The following is a 25,169-nucleotide window of genomic DNA, read 5'->3' as shown; positions in this document are numbered from 1 at the left end:
GGGTCGTCGGGGGCCGCCGCGGAAAGCGTGCGCGAGCACCCCTTCGGACCCTGTACACTTTTTCTCGGCCGGTCGGAGAAGTCACTGACCTCGACCGACAAGGCCATGGTGGGTGTAGCTCAGCTGGTAGAGCACCTGGTTGTGGTCCAGGATGCCGCGGGTTCGAGTCCCGTCACTCACCCTCACCAGTCAGCCGGTGACCTCGTACGAGGTCACCGGCTGTACTCGTTTCCACCACCGGGATGTCAGTGGGCCGTCCTAGGGTCGTCGCCGGACGGGCAGGGGGTCTGCCCGTCGCGCCGCAGGGGAGGGCACGTGAGCGACGGTGTGCAGTGGATGGCCGGCACGGTGACGAGTTCCGGGTGGATGTTCGACGTGCACTTCGCGCGCGGCATCGACGCCGAGGAACTGGCGGTCCGCATGGGGGCGCGGCGCGGAGCGGCCGCCGGGCCGATGACCGACGACGAGATCGCCGGCCTCGAGGTCGACTCCTACGACGGACCGGACAGCGCCGTGGTCCGCGTCGGCGAGCACGCGGGCTGGACGTTCGCCGTCCTCTACGGCTGCTACCTCGACCGGCTGGAGGAGGTCTCGCGCGACGGCGTGGAGGCCGTCCACTACCACTACAACTCGGAGCACCCGCCCACCACCGTCCTGTACGCGCGCGACGGCCGCACCGTCTGCGGGTACGGGCTGTGCGAGGAGCGGATCCGCTGGGGCGAGGAGTGCGACCTGTTCCTGCCGGACCTGGTGGCCGCCGGAATCCTGCACCCCGACGGAGACACGTACCAGGACACCGGCGACTACGACTACGACGAACGCAGGCGCCGCGGCCTGGCCGTCTTCGAGAAGCGCCTCGGCCTCTCCCTCCCCCGCACCGTGCTCACCGAGGACCGCCTTCCCGTGTACGCGGTCGAGGGTTCACCGGCGGACGACTTCGAGGAGATCAGCGCATGGGCCGGGGCCAACGGCAGACCGCTGCCGGACCGGCGCCTGGGCCTGGTCCCGGCCGGTCTGCGCAGAGAGTACGAGCAGGCCACCGACCCCCGGTGGTGGGAGCGCAGAACATGGCACCACGTCGCCGCCCCCACGTTGCACGCCGAGGCGGTCCTGAAGGCCCCGGACCCCGACGGCACGGAGCACTGAGGCGTCACGACGAGGCGCGGCCCACCAGTTCCGTCGCCAGCACCATCTGGCGCCGCTCCAGTTCCCGGGACACCGACGGGCGGCGGTCGGCGACCTCGGCGAGGAGGAGGTCGATCATCGCGCGGCCCATCTCCTCTATCGGCTGGCGCACGCTGGTCAGCGGCGGGTCCATGTGGCGGGCGATGGCGGAGTCGTCGTAGCCGACCAGGGCCACGTCGTCGGGGATGCGGCGGCCCGCGTCGCGCAGGGCGTGCCGGGCGCCGGCCGCGGTGACGTCCGAGGCGGCGAAGACGGCGTCCAGGTCGGGGCGGCGCTCCAGCAGGGCCGCCATCGCGTGCCGGCCGCCGTCCTCGGAGAAGTCGCCCGGTTCGATCAGCAGCTCGTCCACCTCGTGGCCCGCCTCGCGCAGGGCGTCGCGGTAGCCGTCGACGCGCCGCTGGGCGCCGTACACGTCGAGGCGGCCGGTGATGTGGGCGATGGTGCGCCGGCCCCGGCCGAGGAGGTGCTCGACGGCCTGGCGGGCGCCGCCGTAGTTGTCGGAGTCCACGGAGGCGAGCGTCTCCGCGGCCGAGCGGGGGCCGCTGATCACGGCCGGGATCTCCAGCTGGGACAGCATGTCGGGCAGCGGGTCGTCGGCGTGCACCGAGACCAGCAGCACACCGTCCACCCGGTGGGCGGCGAGGTACTCGGCGAGCCGCTGCCGCTCCCGGTCGCTGCCCGCGAAGATCAGCAGCAGCTGCATCTGGGTGTCGGAGAGCGCCGCGCCGACGCCCCGGAGCATGTCGGAGAAGTACGGCTCGGCGAAGAACCGGGTCTCCGGCTCGGGTACGACGAGGGCTATGGCGTCCGTGCGGTTGGCGGCCAGGGCGCGGGCGGCCGTGTTCGGGACGTAACCGAGCTCGGCGACCGCGGCCTCCACGGCGGCGCGTGTGGCGTCGCTCACCCGGGGCGAGCCGTTGATCACCCGGGAGACCGTGCCGCGGCCCACACCGGCGCGCGCGGCCACCTCTTCGAGGGTGGGACGGCCGCCGCTCCGGCTCCGCGCTCCGTGGCTTGCCATCGGCCCCGCCTTCCGTCGTATGTCACGCTGGCCTGGAATCTAACAGCCCCGTCGGTGACGGTGGCCGCCGCCGGGAGGGCGGTGTGCGGACTGCGGACTTCCGGGGGTGGATCTCCGGCGTCAAGTTAACAGGCAGATAACTGAAGGCACTTTGCGTCGTCTGTTCCCTTGACACCCCCGCCCGGACCCGCGACTCTTCAACACATCACTTGTGGGAGCGCTCCCACAGTACCTGACACATACACAACCCGCACGTTCCCCGCCCGAGCCGCAGCGAGTCAAGATACGGGCCCAACAATGCCGTTGGCCGGGGGGTCGGCACGTCAGGGCAACAGGAGGACGCAATGCGAGCACGTACCCTCCCCCTCTCCCGTCAGCGGTCGGGCGGGGGGAAGCCCATCGCCCGTAAGGCGCTGGCCATCGCGGCCGTGGTGTCGCTGGGCACCGGGCTGCTGGCCGGCTGTGCCGACGACGGCGGTAGCGACGGCGACGGATCCTCGTCCGACAGCGAGGGCAAGACCAAGATCACGATGGGCCTGTTCGGCACCATGGGCTTCAAGGAAGCCGGTCTCTACGCCGAGTACGAGAAGCTGAACCCGGACATCAAGATCGAGCAGACGGTCGTCGAGCGGAACGAGAACTACTACCCCGCTCTGCTGAACCACCTCACCACCAACAGCGGTCTGATGGACGTCCAGGCCATCGAGATCGCCAACATCGCCGAGATCGTCGGCACCCAGGCGGACAAGTTCGTGGACATGTCCAAGGTCGAGGGCGTGGACAAGGCCAACTGGCTCGACTGGAAGTGGGCGCAGGCCACCACCAAGGACGGCCAGACCGTCGGTCTCGGCACCGACATCGGCCCGATGGCCATCTGTTACCGCAAGGACCTCTTCGAGAAGGCCGGCCTGCCGACCGACCGCGAGGAGGTCGGCAAGCTGTGGGCCGGTGACTGGAACAAGTTCGTCGAGACCGGTGAGAAGTACCAGAAGAAGGCCGGCAAGGACACCTTCTTCATGGACTCCCCCGGCGGCCTGCTCAACGCCGTCCTCAGCAGTGAGGAGGAGAAGTTCTACGACTCCTCCGGCGAGGTCATCTACAAGACCAACCCGGCCGTCAAGAACGCCTTCGACCTGACCGCCGAGGCCGCCGAGAAGGGCCTGGTCCAGTCGCAGACGCAGTTCCAGCCGGCCTGGGACACGACGATCGCCAACAGCAAGTTCGCCACCGTCGCCTGCCCGCCGTGGATGCTCGGCACCATCAAGGGCAAGGCGAAGCCGGAGGACGCCGGCAAGTGGGACGTGGCCGTCGCGCCGAAGTCCGGCAACTGGGGCGGTTCCTTCCTGGGCGTGCCGAAGAGCGGCAAGAACGTCGAGGAGGCGCAGAAGCTGGTGACCTGGCTGACCGCGCCCGAGCAGCAGGCGAAGCTGTTCAAGGTGCAGGGCAGCTTCCCGAGCACCCCGGGCGCGTACGACAGCCCCGAGGTGACCGGCGCGAAGAACGAGATGACCGGTGACTCCCCGATCGGTGAGATCTTCTCCGCGGCCGCCAAGCAGATCCCGACCCAGGTCATCGGCCCGAAGGACCAGATCATCCAGCAGGGTCTGACGGACAACGGCGTCATCCTGGTGACCAAGGGCAAGTCCGCCAAGGACGCCTGGGAGACGGCCACCAAGACCATCGACAACAACCTGGACCAGTGACCGAAATGGCCACCCGCCACGACACCGCCGCGCTCCCCTCCAAGGAGGGGGGCGCGGCCCCGGGCCGTCCGTCCAAGGACTCCGCGCCCATGGACAAGGAGCAGCGACGCCGGGCCAAGCTGTCCCGGCGCTGGCAGCGCGACATGCGCTGGAGCCCGTACGCGTTCGTCTCGCCGTTCTTCCTGCTCTTCATCGCCTTCGGCCTGTTCCCGCTGATCTACACGGGCTGGGCCTCGCTGCACCAGGTGGAGCTGACCGCCCCGACCGACATGAGCTGGGTCGGGCTGAAGAACTACACCCGGATCTTCGACGACGAGTTCTTCTGGAACGCGGCGCAGAACACCCTGACCATCGGCATCATCGCGACCGTTCCGCAGCTGCTGATCGCGATGGGCATCGCCCACATCCTCAACTACAAGCTGCGGGCCTCGACCTTCTACCGGGTCGCGATGCTCGCGCCGTACGCCACCTCGATCGCCTCCGCCTCCCTGGTGTTCGTGCTGCTCTTCGGTTACGACTACGGCATGATCAACTGGGGTCTCGACCTCGTCGGGATCGACCCGGTCGACTGGCAGGGCGACAAGTGGCCCTCCCAGTTCGCCGTCTCGGCGATCATCATCTGGCGCTGGACCGGCTACAACGCGCTGATCTACCTGGCCGCGATGCAGGCGATCCCGCAGGACCTGTACGAGTCGGCGGCACTGGACGGCGCCAGCCGCTGGAAGCAGTTCATCCACGTGACGCTGCCCTCGCTGCGTCCGACGATCCTGTTCACCGTGGTGGTCTCCACCATCGGTGCCAGCCAGGTCTTCGGCGAGCCGCTGCTGTTCGACGCCAACAAGGGCGCGTCCGGCGGCGCGGAGCACCAGTTCCAGACGCTCGGCCTGTACCTGTACGAGCAGGGCTGGGTCAACCAGCACCTGGGCCGTGCCTCGGCGATCGCCTGGACGATGTTCGCGATCCTGATCGTCATCGGCATCATCAACCAGCTCATCTCGCGCCGGCTGCGCGCCAGCAGTTAAGGAGTTGTGGCCGTGACGACGACTGTGACGCCCCCCGAGACCACGACCGCCAAGGAGTCCAGGCGCCCGCGCCTGCCGAAGTCGGCGCGGGCCGGCGGAACGCTGCACGGCGGTCCGATCGCGTACGCGATCCTGATCGTGTTCACGATCGTGTCGCTGTTCCCGCTGGTGTGGACCGCGATCGCCGCCTCCCGGGACAACCAGCGGCTGGCACAGAACCCGCCGCCGCTCTGGTTCGGTTCCAACCTGTTCAAGAACCTGGAGATCGCCTGGAAGGACGCCAACCTCGGTGAGGCCTTCCTCAACACCACGATCGTGGCGGGCATCTCGGCGGTGACCATCGTCGTGCTGTCGACGATCGCCGGGTTCGCCTTCGCCAAGCTGCGGTTCAAGGGCCGCAACGCGCTGATGCTGATCGTGATCGGCACGATGATGGTGCCGCCGCAGCTCAGCATCATCCCGCTGTACATGATGGTCGCCAAGCTCGACTGGTCCGACCAGCTCCAGGCGGTCATCTTCCCGTCGCTGGTGAGCGCGTTCGGCGTGTTCTTCATGCGGCAGTACCTGCTCCAGGCGCTGCCGGACGAGGTCATCGAGGCCGCCCGGGTGGACGGCGCGAGCAGCTGGCGCGTGATATGGCACGTGGTGTTCCCGGCCGCGCGGCCGGCGATGGCCGTGCTGGGCATGCTGATGTTCGTGCAGACCTGGAACGACTTCCTGTGGCCGTTCCTGGTGCTGACCCAGACCGGCAGCCCGACCGTGCAGGTGGCGGTCGCGGGCCTCGGCCGCGGGTACACCCCGGACCAGTCCCTGATCATGGCGGGTGCGCTGCTGGGTACGCTGCCCCTGCTGCTGGTCTTCACGATCTTCGGCAAGCAGATCGTGGGCGGCATCATGCAGGGCGCCGTCAAGGGCTGACACCCGCTGCACGTCCGTACCCCTGGGGGCCGGGTCACCGCCGCCTCGGCCCCTCTCCTCCCTCCTCTTTCCGTACTCGTCGGTCTTCCACGACCTCCTATGGGAGCGCTTCCATGTCTGACTCCGCAACGCCGGCGACCCCGGTGACCTTTCCTCCCGCCTTCCTCTGGGGCGCCGCGACCTCCGCGTACCAGATCGAGGGGGCGGTGCGGGAGGACGGGCGCACGCCTTCCATCTGGGACACCTTCAGCCATACGCCGGGCAAGACGGCCGGCGGCGAGACCGGTGACGTCGCCAACGACCACTACCACCGCTACCGCGACGACGTGGCGATGATGGCGGACCTGAACCTGAACGCCTACCGGTTCTCCGTCTCCTGGTCGCGGGTGCAGCCGACCGGCCGCGGCCCGGCCGTGCAGCGCGGTCTGGATTTCTACCGCAAGCTGGTCGACGAGCTGCTGGCGAAGGGCATCAAGCCGGCCGTCACCCTCTACCACTGGGACCTGCCGCAGGAGCTGGAGGACGCGGGCGGCTGGCCGGAGCGCGACACCGCCTACCGCTTCGCCGAGTACGCGCAGATCATGGGCGAGGCGCTCGGCGACCGCGTGGAGAACTGGATCACGCTCAACGAGCCCTGGTGCAGCGCCTTCCTGGGCTACGCCTCCGGTGTGCACGCCCCCGGCCGCACCGACCCGGCGGCCGCGCTGAAGGCCGCCCACCACCTGAACCTGGCGCACGGCCTGGGCGCCAAGGCGCTGCGTTCGGTGATGCCGGCCCGCAACACCGTCGCGCTCAGCCTCAACACCTCGGTGGTCCGGCCGCTCTCGCCGGGCGACCCGGCGGACGTGGCGGCGGCGCGCAAGATCGACGACTTGTCCGGCGGCATCTTCCACGGCCCGATCCTGCACGGCGCCTACCCGGAGACGCTGCTGGAGGCGACCTCGTCGCTCACCGACTGGTCGTACATCGAGGACGGCGACCTGGACCTGATCCACCAGCCGCTGGACGCGCTCGGCCTCAACTACTACACGCCCACCCTGGTCTCGGCGGCCGACCCGGACGCCAAGGGCCCGCGGGCCGACGGTCACGGGGCGAGCGAGCACTCGCCGTGGCCCGCCGCGGACGACGTCGCCTTCCACCAGTCGCCGGGCGAGCAGACCGAGATGGGCTGGTCCGTCGACCCGACGGGCCTGTACGAGCTGATCATGCGCTACCACCGTGAGGCGCCCGGACTGCCGATCTACATCACCGAGAACGGCGCGGCCTTCGACGACAAGCCGGACGCCGACGGCAAGGTGCACGACCCGGAGCGCGTCGCCTACCTGCACGGCCACCTCTCGGCGGTGCGCCGGGCCATCGCCGACGGCGCGGACGTGCGCGGCTACTACCTGTGGTCCCTGATGGACAACTTCGAGTGGGCGTACGGCTACGACAAGCGCTTCGGCGCGGTGTACGTCGACTACGTGACCCAGCAGCGGACCCCGAAGTCCAGCGCCCTGTGGTACGCGCGGGCCGCGAAGACCGGAGCGCTTCCGGAGCCGGAGGGCATCTGACCGGACCCGGTTCCGGAAGAACGAGGGCGGGGCGCGGCACCCTGGGGGAGTGCCGCGCCCCGCTTTCCCGCTCCGCCTACTCGTAGGCGGCGAACGCCTTCGAGAAGGCGAACTTGTCCTGGAGGATCGAGCTGCAGGTGGGGTCGGCGGCCGGCTTGGTGCCGCCGGCGCACTGCTGGTCACGGGTGCCGGACCACATGGACAGCCAGCCGAGGCCCTTGGACTTCGCGAAGTTCACCAACTGGGTGGCGTCGTCGACCTTGAAGACCTCGGTGACGACGTCGTTGACGCCGATCATCGGGGTGACGGCGACCGTCTTCCAGGCGTCGGCGTCGCTCAGCCCGAGAACACCCTTGATCTGGGCCTGGGTGGCGGTGGCGGCCTGCTCGGCGTAGGTGCCCATGTCACCGCTGTACGCCGGTCCGTAGTCCATCGCCATGATGTTGACGGCGTCGATCCGTACGCCGTTCTTCTTGGCGTCGGCGAGCAGGTTCACACCGTCCTGGGTGAGGCCCTCCGGCATCACCGGGAGGGTGAAGGAGACGTCCAGGCCCGGGTGGGCCTTCTGGAGCTTGGCGATCGCCTGGGCGCGGCGGGTGTTGGCCGCCGTGTTGGGCAGGGCGCCGCCCTCGACGTCGAAGTCGACCTTGGTGAGTTTGTAGGTGTCGACGACCTTGGTGTAGGCGGCGGCCAGCGCGTCCGCCGACGTGCAGGTGGTGCCGAGTTCGGAGCCGGACGCGCCGCCGAAGGAGACCCGGACGTCGCCGCCCTGGGCGCGCAGCGCGCCGATCTGGCCGGCGACCGCGTTGCCGCCGAGGTCACTGACGCCGCCCCACTTGGGGGTGCAGCCGCCGCCGTCCGTGATGAAGGCGAGGTTGTAGTTCTTCACGCCGGTCGCCTCGGCGCTCGCGGCCAGGTCGAAGGCGGGGAAGAGGGAGGTGTCGACGTAGGGCGCGAAGCCCGCGTCGGTGCCGGTGCCGGTGCCGGTGCTCCGGGTCGGCTCGGCGGTCGGCTCCTCGGTCCGTGTGGGCTCCTCGGTGGGGGTCGGCTGGGTGGTGGGGGTGGGGGCGTCGGTGGGACGGCCGCTGGGCTCGGGCGTGGGGGCGCTGTCCGTGCCGCACTTCGCGCCGTCGACCAGGCAGCCGGTCGGATCGCCGGTGCCCTTGGCGACGAAGCCGACGGTGACGGACTCGCCGGCGGCCAGTCCGTCGGTGTCCCACGTGGCGGACCGCACGGTGACGTGCCGGCCGCTCACACTGGATTCGGCGTTCCACAGCGAGCCGAGCTCGGTGCCGGCGGGCAGGTCGAACTCCAGCTTCCAGTCCTGGTTCCGCTCGCCGCTGTTGTTGGTCACCACGTACTGGGCGGTGTACCCGGTCGACCACTCGCTGGTCCTGGTGTACGCCGCGCCGACACCGGCCGCCTGGGCGGTGCTGGTGAACAGGAACGCCCCGCCGCCGGCCACGGCCGCGGCGGTCACCGCGCCGATCGCCTTGTTCCTGCCGCTGATCCTGCGCCGGTGCGTGCTCATCGCGTGCCTGCCTTCGTTGCCGTTCGGGGGTGTGCGGCAGCACGCTAGCGAGCCGGATTCGGACAAAGTTCCTGATCCGGGAGGCCGTCGATGATCTTAGGGTGCGCTTAAGGAAGGGATCGGGGGCGGTTAAAGGAGGCGACCAGCCTGCCCGGTCCGCGACGGCGGCGCACGGTCCCCCGGTGCCCGCGCCGCCGGGGCTCGCGCTCGCGTCCGTCGAGCTGGATCCAGATCCGCACCTCGGTCCCGCCGAGCACCGACGAGCCGATCCGTACGTCCCCGCCGGTCGACTCCGCGAGCCGGCGCACGATGTCCAGGCCGAGCCCGGTCGAGCCGTCGCTGCCGGAGCCCCGGCCGCGGGCCATCGCCGCCTCGGGGTCGGGTATGCCGGGGCCCGCGTCGGAGACCAGCACGATCACCGCGTCCTCGCCGTTGTGCACGTCGACCGCGAACGCGGTGCCCTCGGCGGTGTGCCGGAAGACATTGCCGAGCAGCGCGTCGAGGGCGGCGGCCAGGTCGGCGCGGGCCACGGGTATCCGCACCGGCCGGTCGGCGCCGGCCACCCGCCATTTGCGGCCCTCGTCCTCGGCGAGCGCCGACCAGAACGCCATCCTCTCCCGCACCACTTCGGCCGCGTCGCAGCCGGCGCCGGGTCCGGCGGCGGCCGTCTGCGGCTTGGCGTCGCGGGCGGTGCGGATGATGGTGTCCACCTCCCGCTCCAGCTGCTCGACCGCCGCCCGGGTCTGCTCGGCGGCCGGACCGTCGCCGAGGGAGGCGGCGTTGAGCCGCAGCACGGTCAGCGGCGTACGCAGCCGGTGGGACAGGTCGGCGGCCAGTTCCCGCTCGTTGGCGAGCAGTTGGACGACCTGGTCGGCCATGGAGTTGAACGCCACCGCCGCCAGCCGCAGTTCGGTCGGCCCGTCCTCGGGCACCCGGGCTCCCAGCTTGCCCTCCCCCAGTTCGTGCGCCCCCTCCACCAGCCGCTGCGCGGGCCGCACCATCCGTACGCCCAGCCGGTCGGCGACCGCGACCGAGCCGAGGATCAGCGCGACCCCGACCCCGGCGAGCACCGCCCAGGCCGTGTCGACGCCGTTGGTGACCTCGGACTCGGGCACGAACACCTCGACGACGGCGATCTCGCCGCTGCTCAGCGCGACCGGCTGGAGCAGGGCCGAACCGCCGGTGACGGGGGAGGTGGAGACACGTCCCAGTTCCCGCACGGTCGCGATGTCCTCCTCGGTGGCCCGCCGCTGCCCCATGTCGTGGGCCTCGCTGCCGTCGCCGGCCGGGATGTGCACGGCCATCGCGGCGTCGGAACCGACGGAGGCGACGACGCGTTCGAGCTGGTCGCGGTCGGTGGTGATGGACAGCGCGGGGGCGACGGCCGCCGCCTCCCGCTCGGCGTTGGAGAAGGCACGGTCACGGGCCATCTCCCGGATGACCAGACCGAGCGGCACCGCGAAGGCGACCACGACCATCACGGTCACCGCCAGCGACACCTTCACCAGGGCCCATCTCATCGCGGCGGCTCCGCTCCGGGTGTGTGCGGCGCCTGCGCGGCCGGGGGTTCCAGCTTCACGCCGACGCCCCGCAGGGTGTGCAGATAGCGGGGACGGGCGGCGGTCTCCCCCAGCTTCCGGCGCAGCCAGGACAGATGGACGTCGATGGTCTGGTCGTCGCCGTAGGACTGCTGCCACACCTCGGCGAGCAGCTCCTTGCGGGGGACGACCACGCCGGGCCGTCCGGCGAGGAAGGCGAGCAGGTCGAACTCGCGCCGGGTCAGGTCGAGCCGTATGCCGTCCAGTTCGGCCTGGCGGCGCAGCGGGTCGACGGTCAGGCCGCCGACCCGGATGACCGGGGAGGGTGCCGCCTCCCCTCCGCCGGCCCGGGCCCGGCGCAGCACGGCCGCCATCCGGGCCGAGAGGTGCTCCACCGAGAAGGGCTTGGTCAGATAGTCGTCCGCGCCGGCGTTGAGCAGCCGGACGATCTCGGTCTCGTCGTCCCGTGCGGTCGCGATGATCACCGGTACGTCGGTGATGCCGCGCAGCATCTTCAGGGCCTCGGAGCCGTCGAGATCGGGCAGTCCGAGGTCCAGGACGACCACGTCGAAACGGTGGTGGGCGACCTCACGCAGCGCCTCCAGCGCCGTGCCCACGCTGCGCACGGTGTGCGAGGCGTCGGTGAGCTGCCGGATGAGCGCCGAGCGGACGAACTGGTCGTCCTCGACCACGAGAACACTTGCCATGCGCCGCACCGTACGCCATGCCGGGCGGACCGGGTGCGGGCCTGTGGACAACTCCGGGAACCTCCGCGGCCGCGACACTCCTGAGGTGGATGAGGCAGTATGGCCCGACGATGCGCAGAGGACTCGTACATGTACTGGCCTGGCTGCTCGCCACGGGCGCGGCGGTCACGCTGTCGTGGTGGGGTGTCAGCACGGTGATGGAGGGCACCGCCTACGACCCGCCCCGCGCCCTGCCCATCGCGGCGGCCGGGGAGAAGTCGCAGGCGGTGTCGTCCTCGACGCGGCGGCCGGCGGAGGCGAAGCGGCGTTCGAAGGAGCCCGCGGAGACGCGGAAGCCGTCGGCGAAGCCCGACGGGGCGTCGTCCCCCGCACCGGATCCGAAGCCGTCCCGGACCGACACGCCCCCGCCCTCCCCCTCTCCCTCCTCCGCCGCTCCGGCCGCCTCCGGCCAGGTGAAGGGCTATGACACCAAGGGCGGCCGGGCGGTGTTCGACCTCGGCGAGACCTCCGCGTCGCTGGTGTCGGCGACACCGGGGGCCGGCTGGTCGATGCAGGTGTGGAAGACGGAGTCGTGGATCCGGGTGGAGTTCACCTCGGGCGCGGACCGGGTGTCGGTCTTCTGCACCTGGCACGACGGGCCGCCGCGGGTGGAGATCGGTACGTACTGAGGGGTTCCGTCACGGGTGACGCGGAGGGGTGGTCCCTGCCCCGTACGCACCTGTCTCCGTACGGACCTGTCCCGTCACCGGGCCTCAGGCGCACGCGACACCGAGGGCACGACCGGCCCGGGGCCCGTACGCACCGGCCGGCCCGGTCACCCGAACACGGACGCGGGTGGCGCCGGTGAGGCGACCGCCGACCGGTCCGTCACGGGGGTGGCCCCGCCGGTGAAGTCGATGAGGTCCCTGCCGTGCTGGACGCGGGCCGGGTGCGGGTCGGAGGCGGCCCGGCGGGTCAGCTCGGCGATCGGCAGGGGCGCGTCGGAGGCGACCAGGACGGCGTTGCCGAAGCGTTTGCCGCGCAGCACCGCGGGGTCGGCGATCAGCGCGAGTTCGGCGAACCGGGCGGCGGCGGTGGCGATCTGGCCGCGCAGATGTGCGAGGGGCGGCCCGTCGGCGAGGTTGGCGGCGTAGACCCCGCCGGGGGCGAGGGCCCTGCGGACGTCGTCGAGGAACTCGGCCGAGGTGAGGTGGGCGGGGGTGCGGGCCCCGCTGAAGACGTCGGCGACGACGAGCCCGGCCCAGCCGTCCGGCACCTTGGCGAGCCCTTCACGGGCGTCCACCGAACGCACCCGGACGCGGGCCTTCGGGTCCAGCGGCAGTTCCCGCCGGACCAGTCGCACCAGCGCCGCGTCCCGTTCGACGACCTGCTGGGTGGAGCGGGGCCGGGTGGCGGCGACGTACCGGGCGAGGGTGAAGGCGCCACCGCCGAGGTGCACGGCCTGCAGGGGCTTGCCGGGCGGGGCGGCGAGATCGACGACATGGCCGAACCGGCGCTGGTACTCGAAGGACAGATGCGCCGGGTCATCGAGGTCGACGTGCGACTGCGGCGCCCCGTCGATCAACAGCGTCCAGCCCCGCACCCGGTCCCGGTCCGGAACGAGCCGGGCGACCCCGCCGTCGACCTGCTCGACGAGACCCTCGACGGCTGTCTGTTTACGCCCGCTGTTCCTGGCCCTTCCCATTCCCCCATTGTCCCAGGCCCCGTTCCCAGCCCCTCCGGCGCTTGAGGAGCGGGGGTCCGGGGGCAGCGTCCCCGGGGCGGGACGGGTGAGGGCGGCGGGGGCGGAAACCCTCCCCGGACCCGGACCTCACGCACCCCCGTCCGCGGCCTCGATCATCCGCTGGGCCTCGTCCAGCGCCTCCCGCAACGCCTCGGGATCCGTCGCCGGTTCCACCTCCCCCGGAGGAAGCAGCCAGTCCGTCCCCGCCCCCGAGGGCTCCGGCGGCAGCGTCAGACCGCACCCGTCGGTCTCCGTACAGACACTGCCCGGCACGTCCCACGCGGCCGCCGTCCCCGGAGGCACCAGAAACCCCAGCGTGTCGCACCCGCCGTCATGCAGCACCGGCCCCACCGCGTCCCCCACCGCCCGCCGCAGGATGTCGACCGCCTCCAGACCCTGCCGCGCCGGAACCGTGACCACGTCACAGTCCGCACTCGGCGGCTCAGGCAGCTCTGCCGGCCCCGTCAGCTCTGAAGAATCCCTGCTCCGACTGGTCGTCATCCCGGCCTCCACCGCACGCATAGGGCCCCCGGTACACAGGGCCCAACGAGCCGCCACGTCAACGGCTACGACGAAAGTCCGCCGCAAAGGATGGCAGTTCATGGCAGATCGCGGATGACATATCCGGATTGTTGCCAAACTTCGCGTAGTGACTCCGTCACAACAGGTACGTTCTAGCCCGCCGGAAACAGGGCAGCACACGCACAAATCACCCCGATTCCGGCATGGTTCGACGGTTCGCAGAGAGGACCCGGCCATGGCGTCGTCAACGGTGCCCTCGTCCCAGCCCCCTCGGCCCCCGCGGCCGAACCTCGTCTTCCGGCAACTGCGCGGACCGCGCTCGCCGGCCGAGTTCGCCGCGGTGGTCCGGCGGGCCGCCCGCGAGATCGGCGAGCGGGTGAGCTGTGACGCGCGGTACGTGCACCGGGTGGAGGCGGGCGAGATCCGCTGTCCCAACTACGCCTATGAACGGGTGTTCCTGCACATGTTCCCCGGCCGCACGCTGACCGACCTGGGCTTCGCGCCCCGCTCGTCGGTGCGCGGGCGCGGAGCGCGGACCGCCGGGGGTACGCCCCCGGCCCCCACCGAGAACCCGGCGAACGCCACGACTGAGAACAGCGGGGCGTACGAGCCGTATGAGACGCAGGACCGGTACGACACGTACGACACGCACGACCACGAGGAGAGCGACGTGCTGCGTCGCGCATTCATGACCGGCGGGGGCGCCACCGTGGCCTCCGCCTCGCTGGGCCCGTACGGGTTCGCCCCCGACGCCTCGGCGCCACAGCGCGCCGTGCGCCGCGCGGGGGCGAGCGACGCGGGTGCCCTGGAGGAGGCCGTCCGCCGCATCCGGCTGCTGGACGACCGGCACGGGGCGGACGGGCTGTACCGCCGCGCGGCGGCACCCCTGCGCGCCGCCTACGCGCTGCTGGACGCGGGGACGACCCGGCAGCGGACGGCGGACCGGCTGTACTCGGGCGCCGGGGAGCTGGCCATCTCGGTGGGCTGGCTGGCGCACGACTCGGGCCGCTTCGACGACGCGCGCTCGCACTACGCGGAGGCGCTGGCGACCGCGCGGGTGACCGGGGATCCGGGTGTGGAGGCACACGCCTTCTGCAATACGGCGTTCCTCGCGCGGGACGCGGGCCGGCCCCGGGAGGCGGTACGGGCGGCGCAGGCCGCGCAGCGGGCCGCGCGCCCGCTCGGCTCCCCGCGGCTGATGTCGCTGCTGGCGCTGCGGGAGGCGGGCGGCTGGGCGGGGCTCGCCGACCGTACGGGCTGCGAGCAGGCGCTGGCCCGGGCGGGGGCCTACTTCGAGCGCGGGCCGTCGGAGGCGGACCCGGAGTGGATGAGCTTCTACGGGGAGGCCGAACTGGAGGGCCTGGAGGCGCAGTGCTGGTCGACGCTGGGCGACTGGCCGCGCGCGGCCCGGCACGCACGGCGGGCGGCGGAACTCCAGGACCCGCACTTCACCCGCAACATCGCGTTGTACACGGCGGAGCTGGCGGACGACCTGGCCCGCGGGGGCCGCCCGGACGAGGCGGCGGAGGCCGGGATGCAGGTCCTGGACCTGCTGACCGAGGTCCAGTCGTCCCGGGTCCGCACCATGCTGGCGGGCACGTCCCGCGTACTGCTCCCCCACCGCCGGGCATCGGGCGTATCGGCCTTCCTGGACCGCCACGAATCGTTCCCCCGCGCGGTGTGAACGATCCGACGCCCCCCGGCCAGTCCTGCCGCCGGGGCGACACCCCACCCCCGGCAGCTGCGGGCAATCGTGCCGCTGGGGCGGCACGGGTGGGCGCGGCGGCACCCCGTAAGCGCCGGGCAGCGCGACCCGCCCCCGCCCAGGCCTCGCACAGGGCCCCCTGTAGAGCACCGGGCCCCGCAGCCGGCCGTCAGGCAGCCGTCACGCAGCCGCCAGATGCCCCGTCTCGTTCCAGGACTCCACGGCCGGCTCCCCGTACGCCCAGCCCAGCACCGACAGGGAGGTCGGGTTCAGCCGGATACGCGCCGCGAAACCGATCGGCAGACCGAGCCAGCGCGCACCGATCGAACGCAGCATGTGCCCGTGCGCGAAGACCAGCACGTCACGGTCGGCGGACCGGGCCCAGGCCACCACCTCGTCCGCGCGAGCCGTCACCTCGGCCAGGGTCTCCCCCTCCGGGACCCCGTCCCGCCAGATCAGCCACCCGGGCCGCACCGCCTGTATCTCCGCCGGCGTCATCCCCTCGTACGCCCCGTAGTCCCACTCCATGAGCGTGTCCCAGTTCTCCGCGCGCTCACCGAACCCGGCCAGCTCGCACGTCTCCCGCGCGCGGACCAGCGGACTGGTGCGCACCTCGACACCGGGCAGCCCGTCGTACGGCGCCCGGCGCAGACGCTCGCCGAGCAGCTCGGCGCCCCGCCGGCCCTCCTCCATGAGCGGCACATCGGTCCTGCCGGTGTGCTTGCCGGACAGCGACCACTCGGTCTGTCCGTGCCGGGCCAGCAGGATGCGCGGTGCCATGGGAGACCTTCCGGGTGAAAATTCGCAGGCGGGACCCTCCCATCATCGCGCACCCTGGACACGGGCAACCCGGGGGGCGATCCGTGCGTCTCTCAGGGCCGAGGACGTGTCACGGGGGACGCGCGCACACCGTAGAGTGGCTGGCCGCTGAACGGAGCACCGCGCGAGAACAAAGGGGGAGCGATCGGATGCCGTACACCGAGACAGCAGGCACCGAGGCTGCCCCGGCGACCCGGCTGCGCTGGTGGACGGAACTGCCGCTCATCCTCCTGGTGTACGCCTGCTACTCGGCGGGCCGGCTGCTCGTCCGCGGCGACGTCTCCGACGCCGTCGACCACGGCCTGGCGATCCTGCGCATCGAGAAGGCGCTGTATCTCAACGCCGAGCATCCGCTGAACCGTCTCTTCACCCGTGAGCCGTGGCTCGGCATACCCGCCGACTTCTGGTACGCGTCGCTGCACTACCTGGTGACCCCGGCGATCCTGATCTGGCTGTTCCGCTCCCGCGCGGTGCACTTCCGTGCCGCCCGCACCTGGCTGATGACGTCCACCTTCATCGGTCTGATCGGCTTCACCCTGCTGCCCACCTGCCCGCCCCGGCTGCTCGACGCGGGCCACGGCTTCGTCGACACGATGGCGCACTACAGCTCGTACGGCTGGTGGGGCGGCGAGGCGAGCGCCCCGCGCGGGCTCGGCGGGATGACGAACCAGTACGCGGCGATGCCGAGCCTGCACGTGGGCTGGGCGCTGTGGTGCGGAGTGATCCTCTGGCGGTACGGGCGCACGCGCCTGACGAGGACGGCCGCCGTCGTCTATCCGCTGGTGACCACGATCGTGGTGATGGGCACCGCGAACCACTACTTCCTCGACGCGGCCGCGGGCGCCGCCGTCATGGGCGCCGGCCTGCTGCTCGCCCCGGTCGTGACGCGGTACGCGGACCGGGTGAAGGCCCGTCTCCTGCCCCGCGTCACAGCCGCCCCCGCGGACTCCTCCGCCACGGGTTCCCCGAATGTCAGTGCCGGATGCCACACTTCCGCGGGTGAGCAAATTCCACGGCAGCGGCACCCCGAGCCACGGTACGGAACAGGAACCGAACCGGGTGCCTCCCCCTCGGACGCGGGAGAAGGAGCTCCGGCACCGGCTCGCTGAGCTGCGCGGCCCGGAGGTCCCGGCCAAGGCGCTGGACGCGCGCGCCCTGGCCGCCCTCGCCGCCAACCCGGGCTGCAGACGGCGCGCGATCCTCGACGGCGCCGGGGTGAACAAGGCGGTGCTGGCCGACGCGTTGGGCTCACCGTCGGTCTTCGGCCAGTCCCAGTTCGCGTTCGTACGGGGCAACGCGTTCGAGGCGAAGGTCAAGGCGGACGGCGGTACGGAACTGCTGCGCCTCGCCCACGAGAAGCTGGACCGCGCGGCCGAACCGCCCGCCGGCGCGCGCGTGCCCGATCTGACCGCCCAGGGCCCGCGGGGCCGCACGGCCCGTACGGAGCTGGCGCTGCGCGAGGCCGGCGAGGCGCCCGGCACGTGGACGCTGCTCGACCACCCGATGCTCGCGCTCGACGTCGCGGGCTCCCCCGCCTTCCTGGAGCCGGACGCGGTGGTGGTGCACCCGGACGGCAGTTGGACGGTCGTGGAGATCAAGTCCTTCCCGATGCTGGACGGTGCCGCGGACCCGGCGAAGGTCGGCGCGGCGGCGCGCCAGGCGGCGGTGTACGTGCTGGCCCTGGAGCGGCTGGCCGCGCGGCTGGATCCGGCCCCGCGCGTACGCCACCGGATCCTGCTGGTGTGCCCGAAGGACTTCTCCAACCTGCCGACCGCGTCCGCCGTGGACGTGCGCAGGCAGCGCGCGGTGACCGCCCGTCAGCTGGAGCGGCTGACCAGGATCGAGGAGATCGCCGACACGCTCCCCGAGGGCACGTGCTTCTCGCCGGAGCTGCCCGCCGAGCGGCTGGCCGAGGCCGTGGAGGCGGTCCCGGCGACCTACGCGCCGGAGTGCCTGTCCGCGTGCGAGCTGGCCTTCCACTGCCGGGACCGTTCCCGCGCGCAGGACGCGGTGACCCGCCTGGGCCGTCCGGTACGGGCGGAGCTGGGTGGTCTGACGACGGTCGGGGAGGTGCTGGCGGCGGCCCGCGGAGAGGCCGGTGACCCCGACGACCCCGCGGTGGCGGCCCTGCGCAGGGCTGCGGCCCTGCGCGCGGAGGCACTGGAGGCGGCGGCCCCGCTGGAGGTGGCTCCTTGTCCCTGATCGCCACCCTCGCCCGTCTGGAGGCCGTCAGCACCGGCCGCGCCCAGCCCGCCGCCACCGTCCGGCACCGGCACCTCTCCGCGCGCCCCCTGGTGTTCGTGCCGCTCATCACCGCCGGTGAGGCGGGCGCCCCGCTCGGCGCGCTGGTGGGCACCGACCGGGACGCGCCCCGGCTGCTCGTCGTACCGCAGCCGCGCGACCGTGACCTCCGTTTCGCGTTCCTGGCCGAGCTGGCCGACGTGGTGCTGCCGTACGTCGACGGTTTCGCGGACGTCGTGGAGGCCGCCGAGCGCGCCGAGACCGACCCGGAGACCGGCAAGCGGGTCAAGGTCGAGGTGGAGCTGTGCGCGGACGCGCCCCAGCTGATCGTGCCGTCCCGGGCCGGCATCGACCTCGTACGGCTCCTGGGCCGGTCCATGCGGTTCCGGCGCACGGCGGAGCAGGATCCGGAGGCCCCGTTCCCGGCGCCGCCCCGGGTGCCGTTGCTCGGGCGGTGGCTGACGCACTTCGGGGAGCGGGCCCGGGTGCCCGGTTCCTCGCTGCTGCTGGCCATGAGCGACGTACTGGCCCGGCACTGGGCGACCGGGCAGTCCTCCCTGGAGGACCAGCACCTGGGGGCGCTGCTCGCCTGGATCGACCCGCCCGAGGGACGCTCGGGGGCGGAGGCCGCGCAGGAGGCGGAACTCGCGCGGGACGCGGCCGGCCAGCTGCTGTGCCCGCCCGCGGGCCCGGCGACCGACCCGGCGTTCGACAACAAGCTGCTCGCCCCGGCCATCGAGCGTTACGACCGGGCCCGTACGGCGCTCGCGGCGGCGGAGGACGGCCTGGAGGCCGACGACCGCCTCGGCGCGCTGACCGCCGCCGAGCGGGAGATCCGCGCGCTGGTGGAGAGCCGTACGCGCCCCACGTGGGACGCGGTGTGGCGGGGCCTCGACCTGCTGGCGGAGCTCCCGGAGGGGGCGCGCGTCGAGGAACGCTGGACGCGCGACCGCTGGTCGTTCACCGGCCACCGGGACCGGGTGGCGGCCGGTGAGCCACCGCAGCCGCGCCGCGACGACGCGGTCACCGCGGCGAACAAGCTCGCCACGCGCGAGCGGGAGCAGGCCCGCCTCGATGCGCAGGAGGCGCTCGACGACCCGCTGGCGATGGCGGCCCGGCGGCTGTCCGGGGAGGCGTTCGCGGGCGAGGTGGTCGACGTGGTGATGGCGTACAGCGAGAGCAGGCGTCCGAGCCCCCGCCCGCTGGTCACCGTCCGCACGGACGACCGCCCGCACCTCGGGGAGCGGGTGCGGGTGTACCGCTCGCTGGGCGGGAAACCGCAGACGGCGGAGTTCGTCGGTTACGAGGACGGCCCGGAGGGCGGCCTGGTGGTTCTCCGCGTCATGGACAAGATGGGCCGGGGCAAGGAGCCGGAGGAGGGCTCGGTCCCGGAGAAGGGCGACCGCGTGTGCTTCACGCTGTTCGAGCACGAACCGCGCGGCGGCGCGAAGTTGCCCGACCCGGAGGAGACGCCGTGGACCCATGGCGGACCCCCCGGTGAGGAGGCGGCCGTACCGGAGCCCGCCGACCCGGTGACCGAGGAGGACGTGCTGTGACCGCCCCCGCCCAGCAGGCCGTGTTCGACCCCGGCGCGGCGGCCGGCCGCGCCACCGACGCGATCCTCCGCGACACCCTGCGCGGCACCGCGCGCGGCGTGGTCGTCGACTCCCCGCCCGGCGCCGGCAAGTCCACCCTGGTGGTGCGCGCGGCGCTGGAACTGGCGGAGGCGGGCCGCCCCCTGATGGTCGTGGCGCAGACCAACGCCCAGGTCGACGACCTGGTCCTCCGCCTCGCCGAGAAGAACCCGGAACTGCCGGTGGGCCGGCTGCACAGCAGCGACACGGACCCCTACGACAAGGCGCTCGACGCGCTGGACCACGTCCGCACGTCGGCGAAGGCGGCCGATCTCGCCGGTCTGCCCGTGGTGATCTCCACGGCGGCGAAGTGGGCGCACGTCAAGGGCGTCGAACCGTGGGAGCACGCGATCGTCGACGAGGCGTACCAGATGCGCTCGGACGCGCTGCTCGCCGTGGCGGGACTGTTCGAGCGGGCGCTGTTCGTCGGCGACCCGGGCCAGTTGGACCCGTTCTCCATCGTGGGCGGCGAGCAGTGGGCGGGCCTGTCGTACGACCCTTCGGCGTCAGCGGTCACGACCCTCCTCGCCCACAACCCCGATCTGCCGCAGCACCGCCTCCCGGTCTCCTGGCGCCTCCCGGCGTCGGCGGCCCCCCTGGTCTCGGACGCTTTCTACCCGTACACCCCGTTCCGCAGCGGCACGGACCACGGGGACCGCCGTCTCTCCTTCGGTGTCCCGTCGGACGGTTCGGCCCCGGACCGGGTGATCGACGAGGCGGCGGAATCCGGCTGGGGCCTGCTGGAACTCCCCGCCCGTCACACTCCGCGCACGGACCCGGAGGCGGTGCGCGCGGTCGCGCTGGTGGTCCGCCGCCTCCTGGACCGGGGCGGAGCGGCAACCTCCGAACGCTCCCCGGACCCCACCCCCCTCACCGCCGGCCGCATCGCCGTGGGCACCGCCCACCGCGACCAGGCGGCGGCGGTACGGGCTGCCCTCGCGGAACTCGGCGTGCCGGACGTCACCGTGGACACGGCCAACCGTCTCCAGGGCCGCGAGTACGACGTCACGGTGGTCCTCCACCCCCTTTCCGGCCGCCCCGACGCCACCGCCTTCCACCTGGAGACGGGCCGCCTGTGCGTCCTGGCCTCCCGCCACCGCCACGCCTGCGTCGTGGTCTGCCGCGAGGGGGTGACCGACCTGTTGGACGACTACCCGTCCACGGAACCGGTCCAGTTGGGCACGCTGGTGAAGTTCCCGGACGGCTGGGAGGCGAACCACGCGGTCCTGGCACACCTGTCGGAACACCGGGTGGCCTGGCGGCCCTCGCCGTCCGCGTCCGCTTGAGCAGACGCGTCGTCCCCGGCGACGAGAAGGCGTCGTCCGCTGTCACAGGCAGGAGGACTTCAACACGTACGGGCGCGGATCCCCGAACGGTTGAAGTCCCTTGATGATCGATCCCGACTGACGGGGATTTTCGCCGACAATCCGACAGATGCCCCATCGGTTTTGTTTCCGGTGAGACATCTGGAATTCCCGGCAGATAGAGCACATTCCCGACGCCGGGTTCCACTTTTCGGCCAACTCTTGAACTTCATGGAACCCGGCTGTGGGGATCCCTTGAAGGGAAGATCATTCCAAGTGAAACTGTGAGCGCGTTTCACGTCCGGCCGACCGGAAGGGGTTTCCATGAACCTGGCCTCGCGCCCGGTCGGTCATCACTGTCCCCTTCCCATCTCCTCCCTGTGAGCCTCCGGCCCCTTCCTTGAGCTCGGGGAGGCGTCGGCCCCACCCGGAAGAACACTCCGCCTTCTTCACGAGCGAAAGGTCGCTTGCCGTAATGGCTGACGAAATGGTGCTCCAGGCCCAGAAGTGGGTCAACGCCACCTACAAGAACGTTTCCGGCTACAACCCGGTCACGGAGGACGGTAAAACCGGCTGGAACACCATGTATGCCCTGACCCGTGCGCTGCAGCACGAACTCGGCATCACGGCGCTGTCCAACGCGTTCGGCCCGACGACATTGTCGAGACTGCAGTCCAAGGGCGCCATCAAGGTCGGTGAGTCCAACAAGAACATCGTCAAGATCATCCAGTGCGGGATGTACTGCAAGGGCTACAGCGCGGGCGCCATCGACGGGGAGATGTCCCAGGCCACCCAGACGGGCATCAACACGATGATGCGGGACATGGGCCTTTCCGCGACCTATCTCAACGGCACGGTGCGCCCGAAGGTGTTCAAGGCCCTGCTGACCATGGACGCCTACATATTCCTGTCCGGCGGACTGGAACAGATCCGCTTCATGCAGCAGTGGCTCAACGGCCGCTACTTCGAGAAGTCGACCTTCTACATCGGCCCGTGCGACGGCTTCTTCTCCCGGGACGTCCAGCAGGCTCTGATGAAGGCCATCCAGTACGAGTCCGGCATCCCCGAGGACCAGGCCAACGGCGTCTTCGGCCCCGGCACCGTGGCTGGCCTGAAGGCCCACACCCTCTCCGAGGGCGACAGCGGCACGTGGGTGCAGCTCTTCACCGGCGCGTGCGTGGCGAACGGCCCGTCCAACGCGAGTGGTGACATCGCCACCTTCGGCAACCAGTTCGACGCGGACCTCACGGACTGGGTCAGGAAGTTCCAGAGTTTCTCCGCGCTCAAGGTGACCGGCCAGGCCGACTTCGACACCTGGGCGCAACTGCTCGTCTCCTACGGGAACCCCGACCGGAAGGTCACCTCCTGTGACACCCGGTTCACCATCACCCCCCAGCGGGCGGAAGCCCTCTACCGGGAGGGGTACCGCGCCATCGGCCGCTACCTGGACGAGCCGCCCGGGAGCACGCTGAACAAGGAGATCCAGCCCGGCGAGCTGGACGCCATCTTCTCCGCCGGCATGAACGTCATCCCCATCTGGCAGTACGACGCGCGCAGTCTCGCGGACTTCACGTACAGCAACGGCTACCTGCACGGCAGCCTGGCCCACGGCCGCGCCGCCGGGTACGGGTTCAACAGGGGCACGGTCATCTACTTCGCCGTGGACTACGACGCCACCTCGGCGGACATGGACCTGATCATCGATTACTTCGCCGGGGTGAACGACGCGCTCAAGAGCAACAGCAGCAAGTACATCGCCGGTGTCTACGGCTCGCGGAACGTGTGCGCCAGCGTCTCCGCGGCCACCTACGTCCCTTACGCGTACGTCTCCGGCATGTCCTACGGCTTCTCCGGGAACCTCGGCTTCCCGTTGCCGCAGAACTGGGCGTTCAACCAGATCAAGGAGTACACCTTCCCCAACGGTTCGGACAGCTTCGGCCTGGACGCGGTGGCGCACCGCCCCGGCGCCGACTCCGGGCAGTCATCGGTCAACGATCCGGACAGTTCGTCGGTCGACGAGTTCATCGCCTACGTGGAGAGGCTGTACGACGCCGCGGTCTCCTACGGCAAGGGTGATCCGAACGAGCTCTCGCTGCAGTTCATGCGCTGGGACAAGTACACCGACCCCCGGTGGAGGGCGCTGTTCGGCGAGGTCGACGACGCCTTCATCGGCTACGCCACCGACCGGGGGCTCGACGAGCCGAAGAAGCACACGTACACCGACCCGTCCATGGGCGCCCTCATCAATCCGGACCACCTCGCGGCGAGCGCCAGTGGTTACTTCCTCAAGGGCAACGCCGGGGCGGGCAAGGCGAACCGCGCCGACCTGGCGAGCTGGGGCGGGGACCTGCTCACGTTCTACGGTGAATGGAGCCGCTCGGACAACGCGTCGCCCCTGGACTTCTGCCGCAAGACGCTGTGCAGGCCCGATGTCGCGTCGACGTTCGCGCTGGGCGACCTCATCGAGGACATCGACGGGTTCCTGATCGCCGAGCGCCTGAAGAACGGCAACACGAACATCGTCCAGGAGCTGAGGAGGATCCTGATCGGAACGGGCCACCTGACGCGTTTCAGCGACTTCAAGCTCTACCGGTTCGGCGGCGTCACGAGCAACGTCCGGGAGACGGCGAAGGCGTTCCTGGAGGACCAGATGGACGACACGCTGCTGTCCTCCACCCGTGCGCTCCTCATCCAGAGGAACTGCCCGGTGGGCAAGGAACCGTGGAACGAGTCCGACTCCGTGATGAGCGAGTTCTACGCGGGTTTCTCCGAGACGCTGCAGAAACTCATCGACCAGCAGGTGGCGCGCCGGGCGAAGTTCCTCGACGCGCAGGAAGCAGAGAAGAAGTAGGTTTCACATGTTCCTGATGGGCGCGTTGCTGGCTGCGAGTCTGGTCACCGCGGCGGTGGGCGTCGTGGTGGTCCTCATCCTGCTGAACCACCCGCCGCTGCCCGTGCCCGGGGTCTACGCGCTCGTCGCCCTGATCCTGGCCTCCTCGGCGGTGGCGGTGTACTGCTACGGCTGGTTCTCCGTCACCATGGGCGGGCCTTTCCCCGAACTGTGCACGAACCGGAACGACGCCGGCGCCGACCTGGCGGCCATCGAGCATTCGTACTGGCCTCTTCGAAACGCCTGCGTGTACTCCGACGGGTCGACCGTGGAGTACGTCTCGACGTCGGTCACCGTCTTCGTGTGCCTGCTGGCGGGTGCCGCCCTCGTCTCGGCCGGCACCTCCGTACACCTGCGCAAGCGAGTCAGAAAAACTTCTGGAGTGATCTCATGAACACCGATTTCTCGCGCCGCACCCTGATCAGAGGAATCACCGGTGCCGCCGCCGGAGCCACACTGCTCACCACGGGGGAGGTCCTCCTCGCTCCCGGCACCGCCCAGGCCGCCGACGCCTCGTGGAAGGGGCCCAGATCGGCGAACGGCTGGGACGTCCTCACCGCGCGCTCGTCGGGCACCGCCCCCTACGACATACCGGGAACGGACCTCCGGGTCGTCCTGCGAGAAGGTGACGTGGGGACCGTCCTGACCTATGTGGCGCAGCGCTTCCATTACGACGTCACCCGGCTCGAAGCGAGCCGCGGGCAGGTCATCGGGTACAGCGACGACCGGCGGGTGGAGGCGGACTTCGAGTCCAACCACCTGTCGGGTACCGCGCTGGCGCTGTACCCGGACAACTACCCGCTCGGGGTCAAGGGCAACTTCTTCCCCCATCAGGTCACGGCGATCCGGGACATCCTCGCCGAGCTCCAGGGTGTCGTCAGGTGGGGCGGCGACACGAAGTCGCCCAAGGAGTCGGTCTTCTTCATCGACGTCCCGCCGGGTTCGGCGAAGCTCGCCCAGGTCGCACAGACCCTCAGGCAGTGGAGCGTCACCCCCGGCAAGGGGGCCGGAACCCAGATCATCGAGGCCCCCGAGCGCGTCAAGGCCGCGAAGAAGCTCGCCGGTCTACAGGCGGCCTGACACCGCGGAGGGCCCAGGCCGCCCCGCGCGACGCGTCACCGGAACTCCGGAAGGGCTTCCGGCGGCGCCGTCC

Annotated in this window: 21 protein-coding genes and 1 tRNA gene; 15 read left to right on the top strand and 7 right to left on the bottom strand. The window is 71.3% G+C overall.

Going from position 1 to position 25,169, the window contains the following annotated elements; all coding sequences use genetic code 11:
- The first annotated feature begins 108 nt into the window (after nucleotides 1-108).
- A tRNA-His gene (locus ACF1DX_RS01085) sits at nucleotides 109-181 on the top strand.
- Between the two features lie 134 nt (nucleotides 182-315).
- A complete protein-coding gene (locus tag ACF1DX_RS01080) occupies nucleotides 316-1,146 on the top strand; it encodes a DUF6461 domain-containing protein (RefSeq protein ID WP_391789154.1) in 831 nt (276 codons plus the stop codon).
- A gap of 4 nt (nucleotides 1,147-1,150) precedes the next feature.
- Here the strand turns inward: ACF1DX_RS01080 and ACF1DX_RS01075 are convergent, their stop codons facing one another.
- The gene (locus tag ACF1DX_RS01075) at nucleotides 1,151-2,206 is read right to left on the bottom strand and encodes a LacI family DNA-binding transcriptional regulator (RefSeq protein WP_391789153.1); all 1,056 of its coding nucleotides are present in this window, start codon (nucleotides 2,204-2,206) and stop codon (nucleotides 1,151-1,153) included.
- 344 nt (nucleotides 2,207-2,550) lie between these two features.
- Between ACF1DX_RS01075 and ACF1DX_RS01070 the strand changes: the two genes are divergently transcribed.
- The 4 genes from ACF1DX_RS01070 (at nucleotide 2,551) to ACF1DX_RS01055 (ending at nucleotide 7,402) form a co-directional block, all read left to right on the top strand.
- A complete protein-coding gene (locus ACF1DX_RS01070) occupies nucleotides 2,551-3,909 on the top strand; it encodes an ABC transporter substrate-binding protein (protein WP_391789152.1) in 1,359 nt (452 codons plus the stop codon).
- A 5-nt stretch (nucleotides 3,910-3,914) separates the two neighbouring features.
- On the top strand, nucleotides 3,915-4,931 hold the full coding sequence (locus ACF1DX_RS01065) for a carbohydrate ABC transporter permease (RefSeq protein WP_391789712.1): 1,017 nt from the start codon (nucleotides 3,915-3,917) through the stop codon (nucleotides 4,929-4,931).
- A 12-nt stretch (nucleotides 4,932-4,943) separates the two neighbouring features.
- Nucleotides 4,944-5,849 (top strand): carbohydrate ABC transporter permease, encoded by a 906-nt coding sequence (locus tag ACF1DX_RS01060; protein WP_391789151.1) that lies wholly within the window; start codon nucleotides 4,944-4,946, stop codon nucleotides 5,847-5,849.
- A gap of 113 nt (nucleotides 5,850-5,962) precedes the next feature.
- Nucleotides 5,963-7,402 carry a GH1 family beta-glucosidase gene (locus ACF1DX_RS01055; RefSeq protein WP_391789150.1) on the top strand — a complete coding sequence of 480 codons (1,440 nt, stop codon included), beginning with the start codon at nucleotides 5,963-5,965 and terminating at the stop codon, nucleotides 7,400-7,402.
- 76 nt (nucleotides 7,403-7,478) lie between these two features.
- On the opposite strand, the gene ACF1DX_RS01050 is transcribed toward ACF1DX_RS01055, so the two are convergent.
- The 3 genes from ACF1DX_RS01050 to ACF1DX_RS01040 all read right to left on the bottom strand — a co-directional run bounded on the left by ACF1DX_RS01050 (nucleotide 7,479) and on the right by ACF1DX_RS01040 (nucleotide 11,178).
- Nucleotides 7,479-8,933: a cellulose binding domain-containing protein gene (locus ACF1DX_RS01050; RefSeq protein WP_391789149.1), complete on the bottom strand. Its 1,455-nt coding sequence runs from the start codon at nucleotides 8,931-8,933 to the stop codon at nucleotides 7,479-7,481.
- Between the two features lie 107 nt (nucleotides 8,934-9,040).
- Complete coding sequence (locus ACF1DX_RS01045) at nucleotides 9,041-10,453, bottom strand: sensor histidine kinase (RefSeq protein ID WP_391789148.1); 1,413 nt, start codon at nucleotides 10,451-10,453, stop codon at nucleotides 9,041-9,043.
- Complete coding sequence (locus ACF1DX_RS01040) at nucleotides 10,450-11,178, bottom strand: response regulator transcription factor (protein WP_391789147.1); 729 nt, start codon at nucleotides 11,176-11,178, stop codon at nucleotides 10,450-10,452. Before ACF1DX_RS01040 ends, ACF1DX_RS01045 begins: the two co-directional genes overlap by 4 nt.
- A 110-nt stretch (nucleotides 11,179-11,288) precedes the next feature.
- Here ACF1DX_RS01040 and ACF1DX_RS01035 point away from each other — a divergent pair, with 110 nt between their 5' ends.
- Nucleotides 11,289-11,846 carry a hypothetical protein gene (locus ACF1DX_RS01035; RefSeq protein ID WP_391789146.1) on the top strand — a complete coding sequence of 186 codons (558 nt, stop codon included), beginning with the start codon at nucleotides 11,289-11,291 and terminating at the stop codon, nucleotides 11,844-11,846.
- A gap of 146 nt (nucleotides 11,847-11,992) precedes the next feature.
- Here the strand turns inward: ACF1DX_RS01035 and ACF1DX_RS01030 are convergent, their stop codons facing one another.
- Both ACF1DX_RS01030 and ACF1DX_RS01025 read right to left on the bottom strand, forming a co-directional pair.
- Complete coding sequence (locus ACF1DX_RS01030; RefSeq protein WP_391789145.1) at nucleotides 11,993-12,862, bottom strand: spermidine synthase; 870 nt, start codon at nucleotides 12,860-12,862, stop codon at nucleotides 11,993-11,995.
- A 126-nt stretch (nucleotides 12,863-12,988) separates the two neighbouring features.
- A complete protein-coding gene (locus ACF1DX_RS01025) occupies nucleotides 12,989-13,402 on the bottom strand; it encodes a hypothetical protein (protein ID WP_391789144.1) in 414 nt (137 codons plus the stop codon).
- A 256-nt stretch (nucleotides 13,403-13,658) separates the two neighbouring features.
- Between ACF1DX_RS01025 and ACF1DX_RS01020 the strand changes: the two genes are divergently transcribed.
- Nucleotides 13,659-15,107, top strand: coding sequence for a hypothetical protein (locus ACF1DX_RS01020; RefSeq protein WP_391789143.1), 1,449 nt, complete (start codon nucleotides 13,659-13,661; stop codon nucleotides 15,105-15,107).
- 201 nt (nucleotides 15,108-15,308) lie between these two features.
- On the opposite strand, the gene ACF1DX_RS01015 is transcribed toward ACF1DX_RS01020, so the two are convergent.
- Nucleotides 15,309-15,908: a histidine phosphatase family protein gene (locus ACF1DX_RS01015; protein WP_391789142.1), complete on the bottom strand. Its 600-nt coding sequence runs from the start codon at nucleotides 15,906-15,908 to the stop codon at nucleotides 15,309-15,311.
- A 188-nt stretch (nucleotides 15,909-16,096) separates the two neighbouring features.
- Between ACF1DX_RS01015 and ACF1DX_RS01010 the strand changes: the two genes are divergently transcribed.
- The 7 genes from ACF1DX_RS01010 to ACF1DX_RS00980 all read left to right on the top strand — a co-directional run bounded on the left by ACF1DX_RS01010 (nucleotide 16,097) and on the right by ACF1DX_RS00980 (nucleotide 25,096).
- Nucleotides 16,097-17,056 carry a phosphatase PAP2 family protein gene (locus ACF1DX_RS01010; RefSeq protein WP_391789141.1) on the top strand — a complete coding sequence of 320 codons (960 nt, stop codon included), beginning with the start codon at nucleotides 16,097-16,099 and terminating at the stop codon, nucleotides 17,054-17,056.
- Nucleotides 17,007-18,149, top strand: coding sequence for a hypothetical protein (locus ACF1DX_RS01005; protein ID WP_391789711.1), 1,143 nt, complete (start codon nucleotides 17,007-17,009; stop codon nucleotides 18,147-18,149). Before ACF1DX_RS01010 ends, ACF1DX_RS01005 begins: the two co-directional genes overlap by 50 nt.
- Complete coding sequence (locus ACF1DX_RS01000; RefSeq protein ID WP_391789140.1) at nucleotides 18,140-19,744, top strand: hypothetical protein; 1,605 nt, start codon at nucleotides 18,140-18,142, stop codon at nucleotides 19,742-19,744. The genes ACF1DX_RS01005 and ACF1DX_RS01000 overlap by 10 nt, the downstream gene beginning before the upstream one ends.
- The gene (locus tag ACF1DX_RS00995) at nucleotides 19,741-21,108 is read left to right on the top strand and encodes an AAA family ATPase (RefSeq protein WP_391789139.1); all 1,368 of its coding nucleotides are present in this window, start codon (nucleotides 19,741-19,743) and stop codon (nucleotides 21,106-21,108) included. Before ACF1DX_RS01000 ends, ACF1DX_RS00995 begins: the two co-directional genes overlap by 4 nt.
- A gap of 493 nt (nucleotides 21,109-21,601) precedes the next feature.
- Entirely contained in the window at nucleotides 21,602-23,977 is a 2,376-nt protein-coding gene (locus ACF1DX_RS00990; RefSeq protein ID WP_391789138.1) for a glycoside hydrolase domain-containing protein, read from the top strand.
- A gap of 7 nt (nucleotides 23,978-23,984) precedes the next feature.
- Nucleotides 23,985-24,410, top strand: a complete 426-nt coding sequence (locus ACF1DX_RS00985; protein WP_391789137.1) for a hypothetical protein — start codon at nucleotides 23,985-23,987, stop codon at nucleotides 24,408-24,410.
- Nucleotides 24,407-25,096 carry a hypothetical protein gene (locus ACF1DX_RS00980; RefSeq protein ID WP_391789136.1) on the top strand — a complete coding sequence of 230 codons (690 nt, stop codon included), beginning with the start codon at nucleotides 24,407-24,409 and terminating at the stop codon, nucleotides 25,094-25,096. The genes ACF1DX_RS00985 and ACF1DX_RS00980 overlap by 4 nt, the downstream gene beginning before the upstream one ends.
- Nucleotides 25,097-25,169: the final 73 nt, after the last annotated feature.

The sequence above is a fragment of the Streptomyces sp. NPDC014676 genome (genome assembly GCF_043084105.1).
In the GTDB taxonomy this organism is placed as follows: Bacteria; Actinomycetota; Actinomycetes; order Streptomycetales; family Streptomycetaceae; genus Streptomyces.
Note: the sequence above shows the minus strand (reverse complement) of the source record. Positions and strands in the feature narration are given on the sequence as shown.

Excerpts from the sequence above, each read along its gene's own strand:
- ACF1DX_RS01025 (WP_391789144.1), bottom strand. The coding sequence starts at position 13,402 with ATGACGACCAGTCGGAGCAGGGATTCTTCAGAGCTGACGGGGCCGGCA.
- ACF1DX_RS01035 (WP_391789146.1), top strand. The coding sequence starts at position 11,289 with ATGCGCAGAGGACTCGTACATGTACTGGCCTGGCTGCTCGCCACGGGC.
- ACF1DX_RS00990 (WP_391789138.1), top strand. The coding sequence starts at position 21,602 with ATGGCTGACGAAATGGTGCTCCAGGCCCAGAAGTGGGTCAACGCCACC.
- ACF1DX_RS01065 (WP_391789712.1), top strand. The coding sequence starts at position 3,915 with ATGGCCACCCGCCACGACACCGCCGCGCTCCCCTCCAAGGAGGGGGGC.
- ACF1DX_RS01045 (WP_391789148.1), bottom strand. The coding sequence starts at position 10,453 with ATGAGATGGGCCCTGGTGAAGGTGTCGCTGGCGGTGACCGTGATGGTC.
- ACF1DX_RS01030 (WP_391789145.1), bottom strand. The coding sequence starts at position 12,862 with ATGGGAAGGGCCAGGAACAGCGGGCGTAAACAGACAGCCGTCGAGGGT.
- ACF1DX_RS01010 (WP_391789141.1), top strand. The coding sequence starts at position 16,097 with ATGCCGTACACCGAGACAGCAGGCACCGAGGCTGCCCCGGCGACCCGG.
- ACF1DX_RS00980 (WP_391789136.1), top strand. The coding sequence starts at position 24,407 with ATGAACACCGATTTCTCGCGCCGCACCCTGATCAGAGGAATCACCGGT.
- ACF1DX_RS00985 (WP_391789137.1), top strand. The coding sequence starts at position 23,985 with ATGTTCCTGATGGGCGCGTTGCTGGCTGCGAGTCTGGTCACCGCGGCG.
- ACF1DX_RS01070 (WP_391789152.1), top strand. The coding sequence starts at position 2,551 with ATGCGAGCACGTACCCTCCCCCTCTCCCGTCAGCGGTCGGGCGGGGGG.
- ACF1DX_RS01015 (WP_391789142.1), bottom strand. The coding sequence starts at position 15,908 with ATGGCACCGCGCATCCTGCTGGCCCGGCACGGACAGACCGAGTGGTCG.
- ACF1DX_RS01050 (WP_391789149.1), bottom strand. The coding sequence starts at position 8,933 with ATGAGCACGCACCGGCGCAGGATCAGCGGCAGGAACAAGGCGATCGGC.
- ACF1DX_RS01040 (WP_391789147.1), bottom strand. The coding sequence starts at position 11,178 with ATGGCAAGTGTTCTCGTGGTCGAGGACGACCAGTTCGTCCGCTCGGCG.
- ACF1DX_RS01020 (WP_391789143.1), top strand. The coding sequence starts at position 13,659 with ATGGCGTCGTCAACGGTGCCCTCGTCCCAGCCCCCTCGGCCCCCGCGG.
- ACF1DX_RS01075 (WP_391789153.1), bottom strand. The coding sequence starts at position 2,206 with ATGGCAAGCCACGGAGCGCGGAGCCGGAGCGGCGGCCGTCCCACCCTC.
- ACF1DX_RS01055 (WP_391789150.1), top strand. The coding sequence starts at position 5,963 with ATGTCTGACTCCGCAACGCCGGCGACCCCGGTGACCTTTCCTCCCGCC.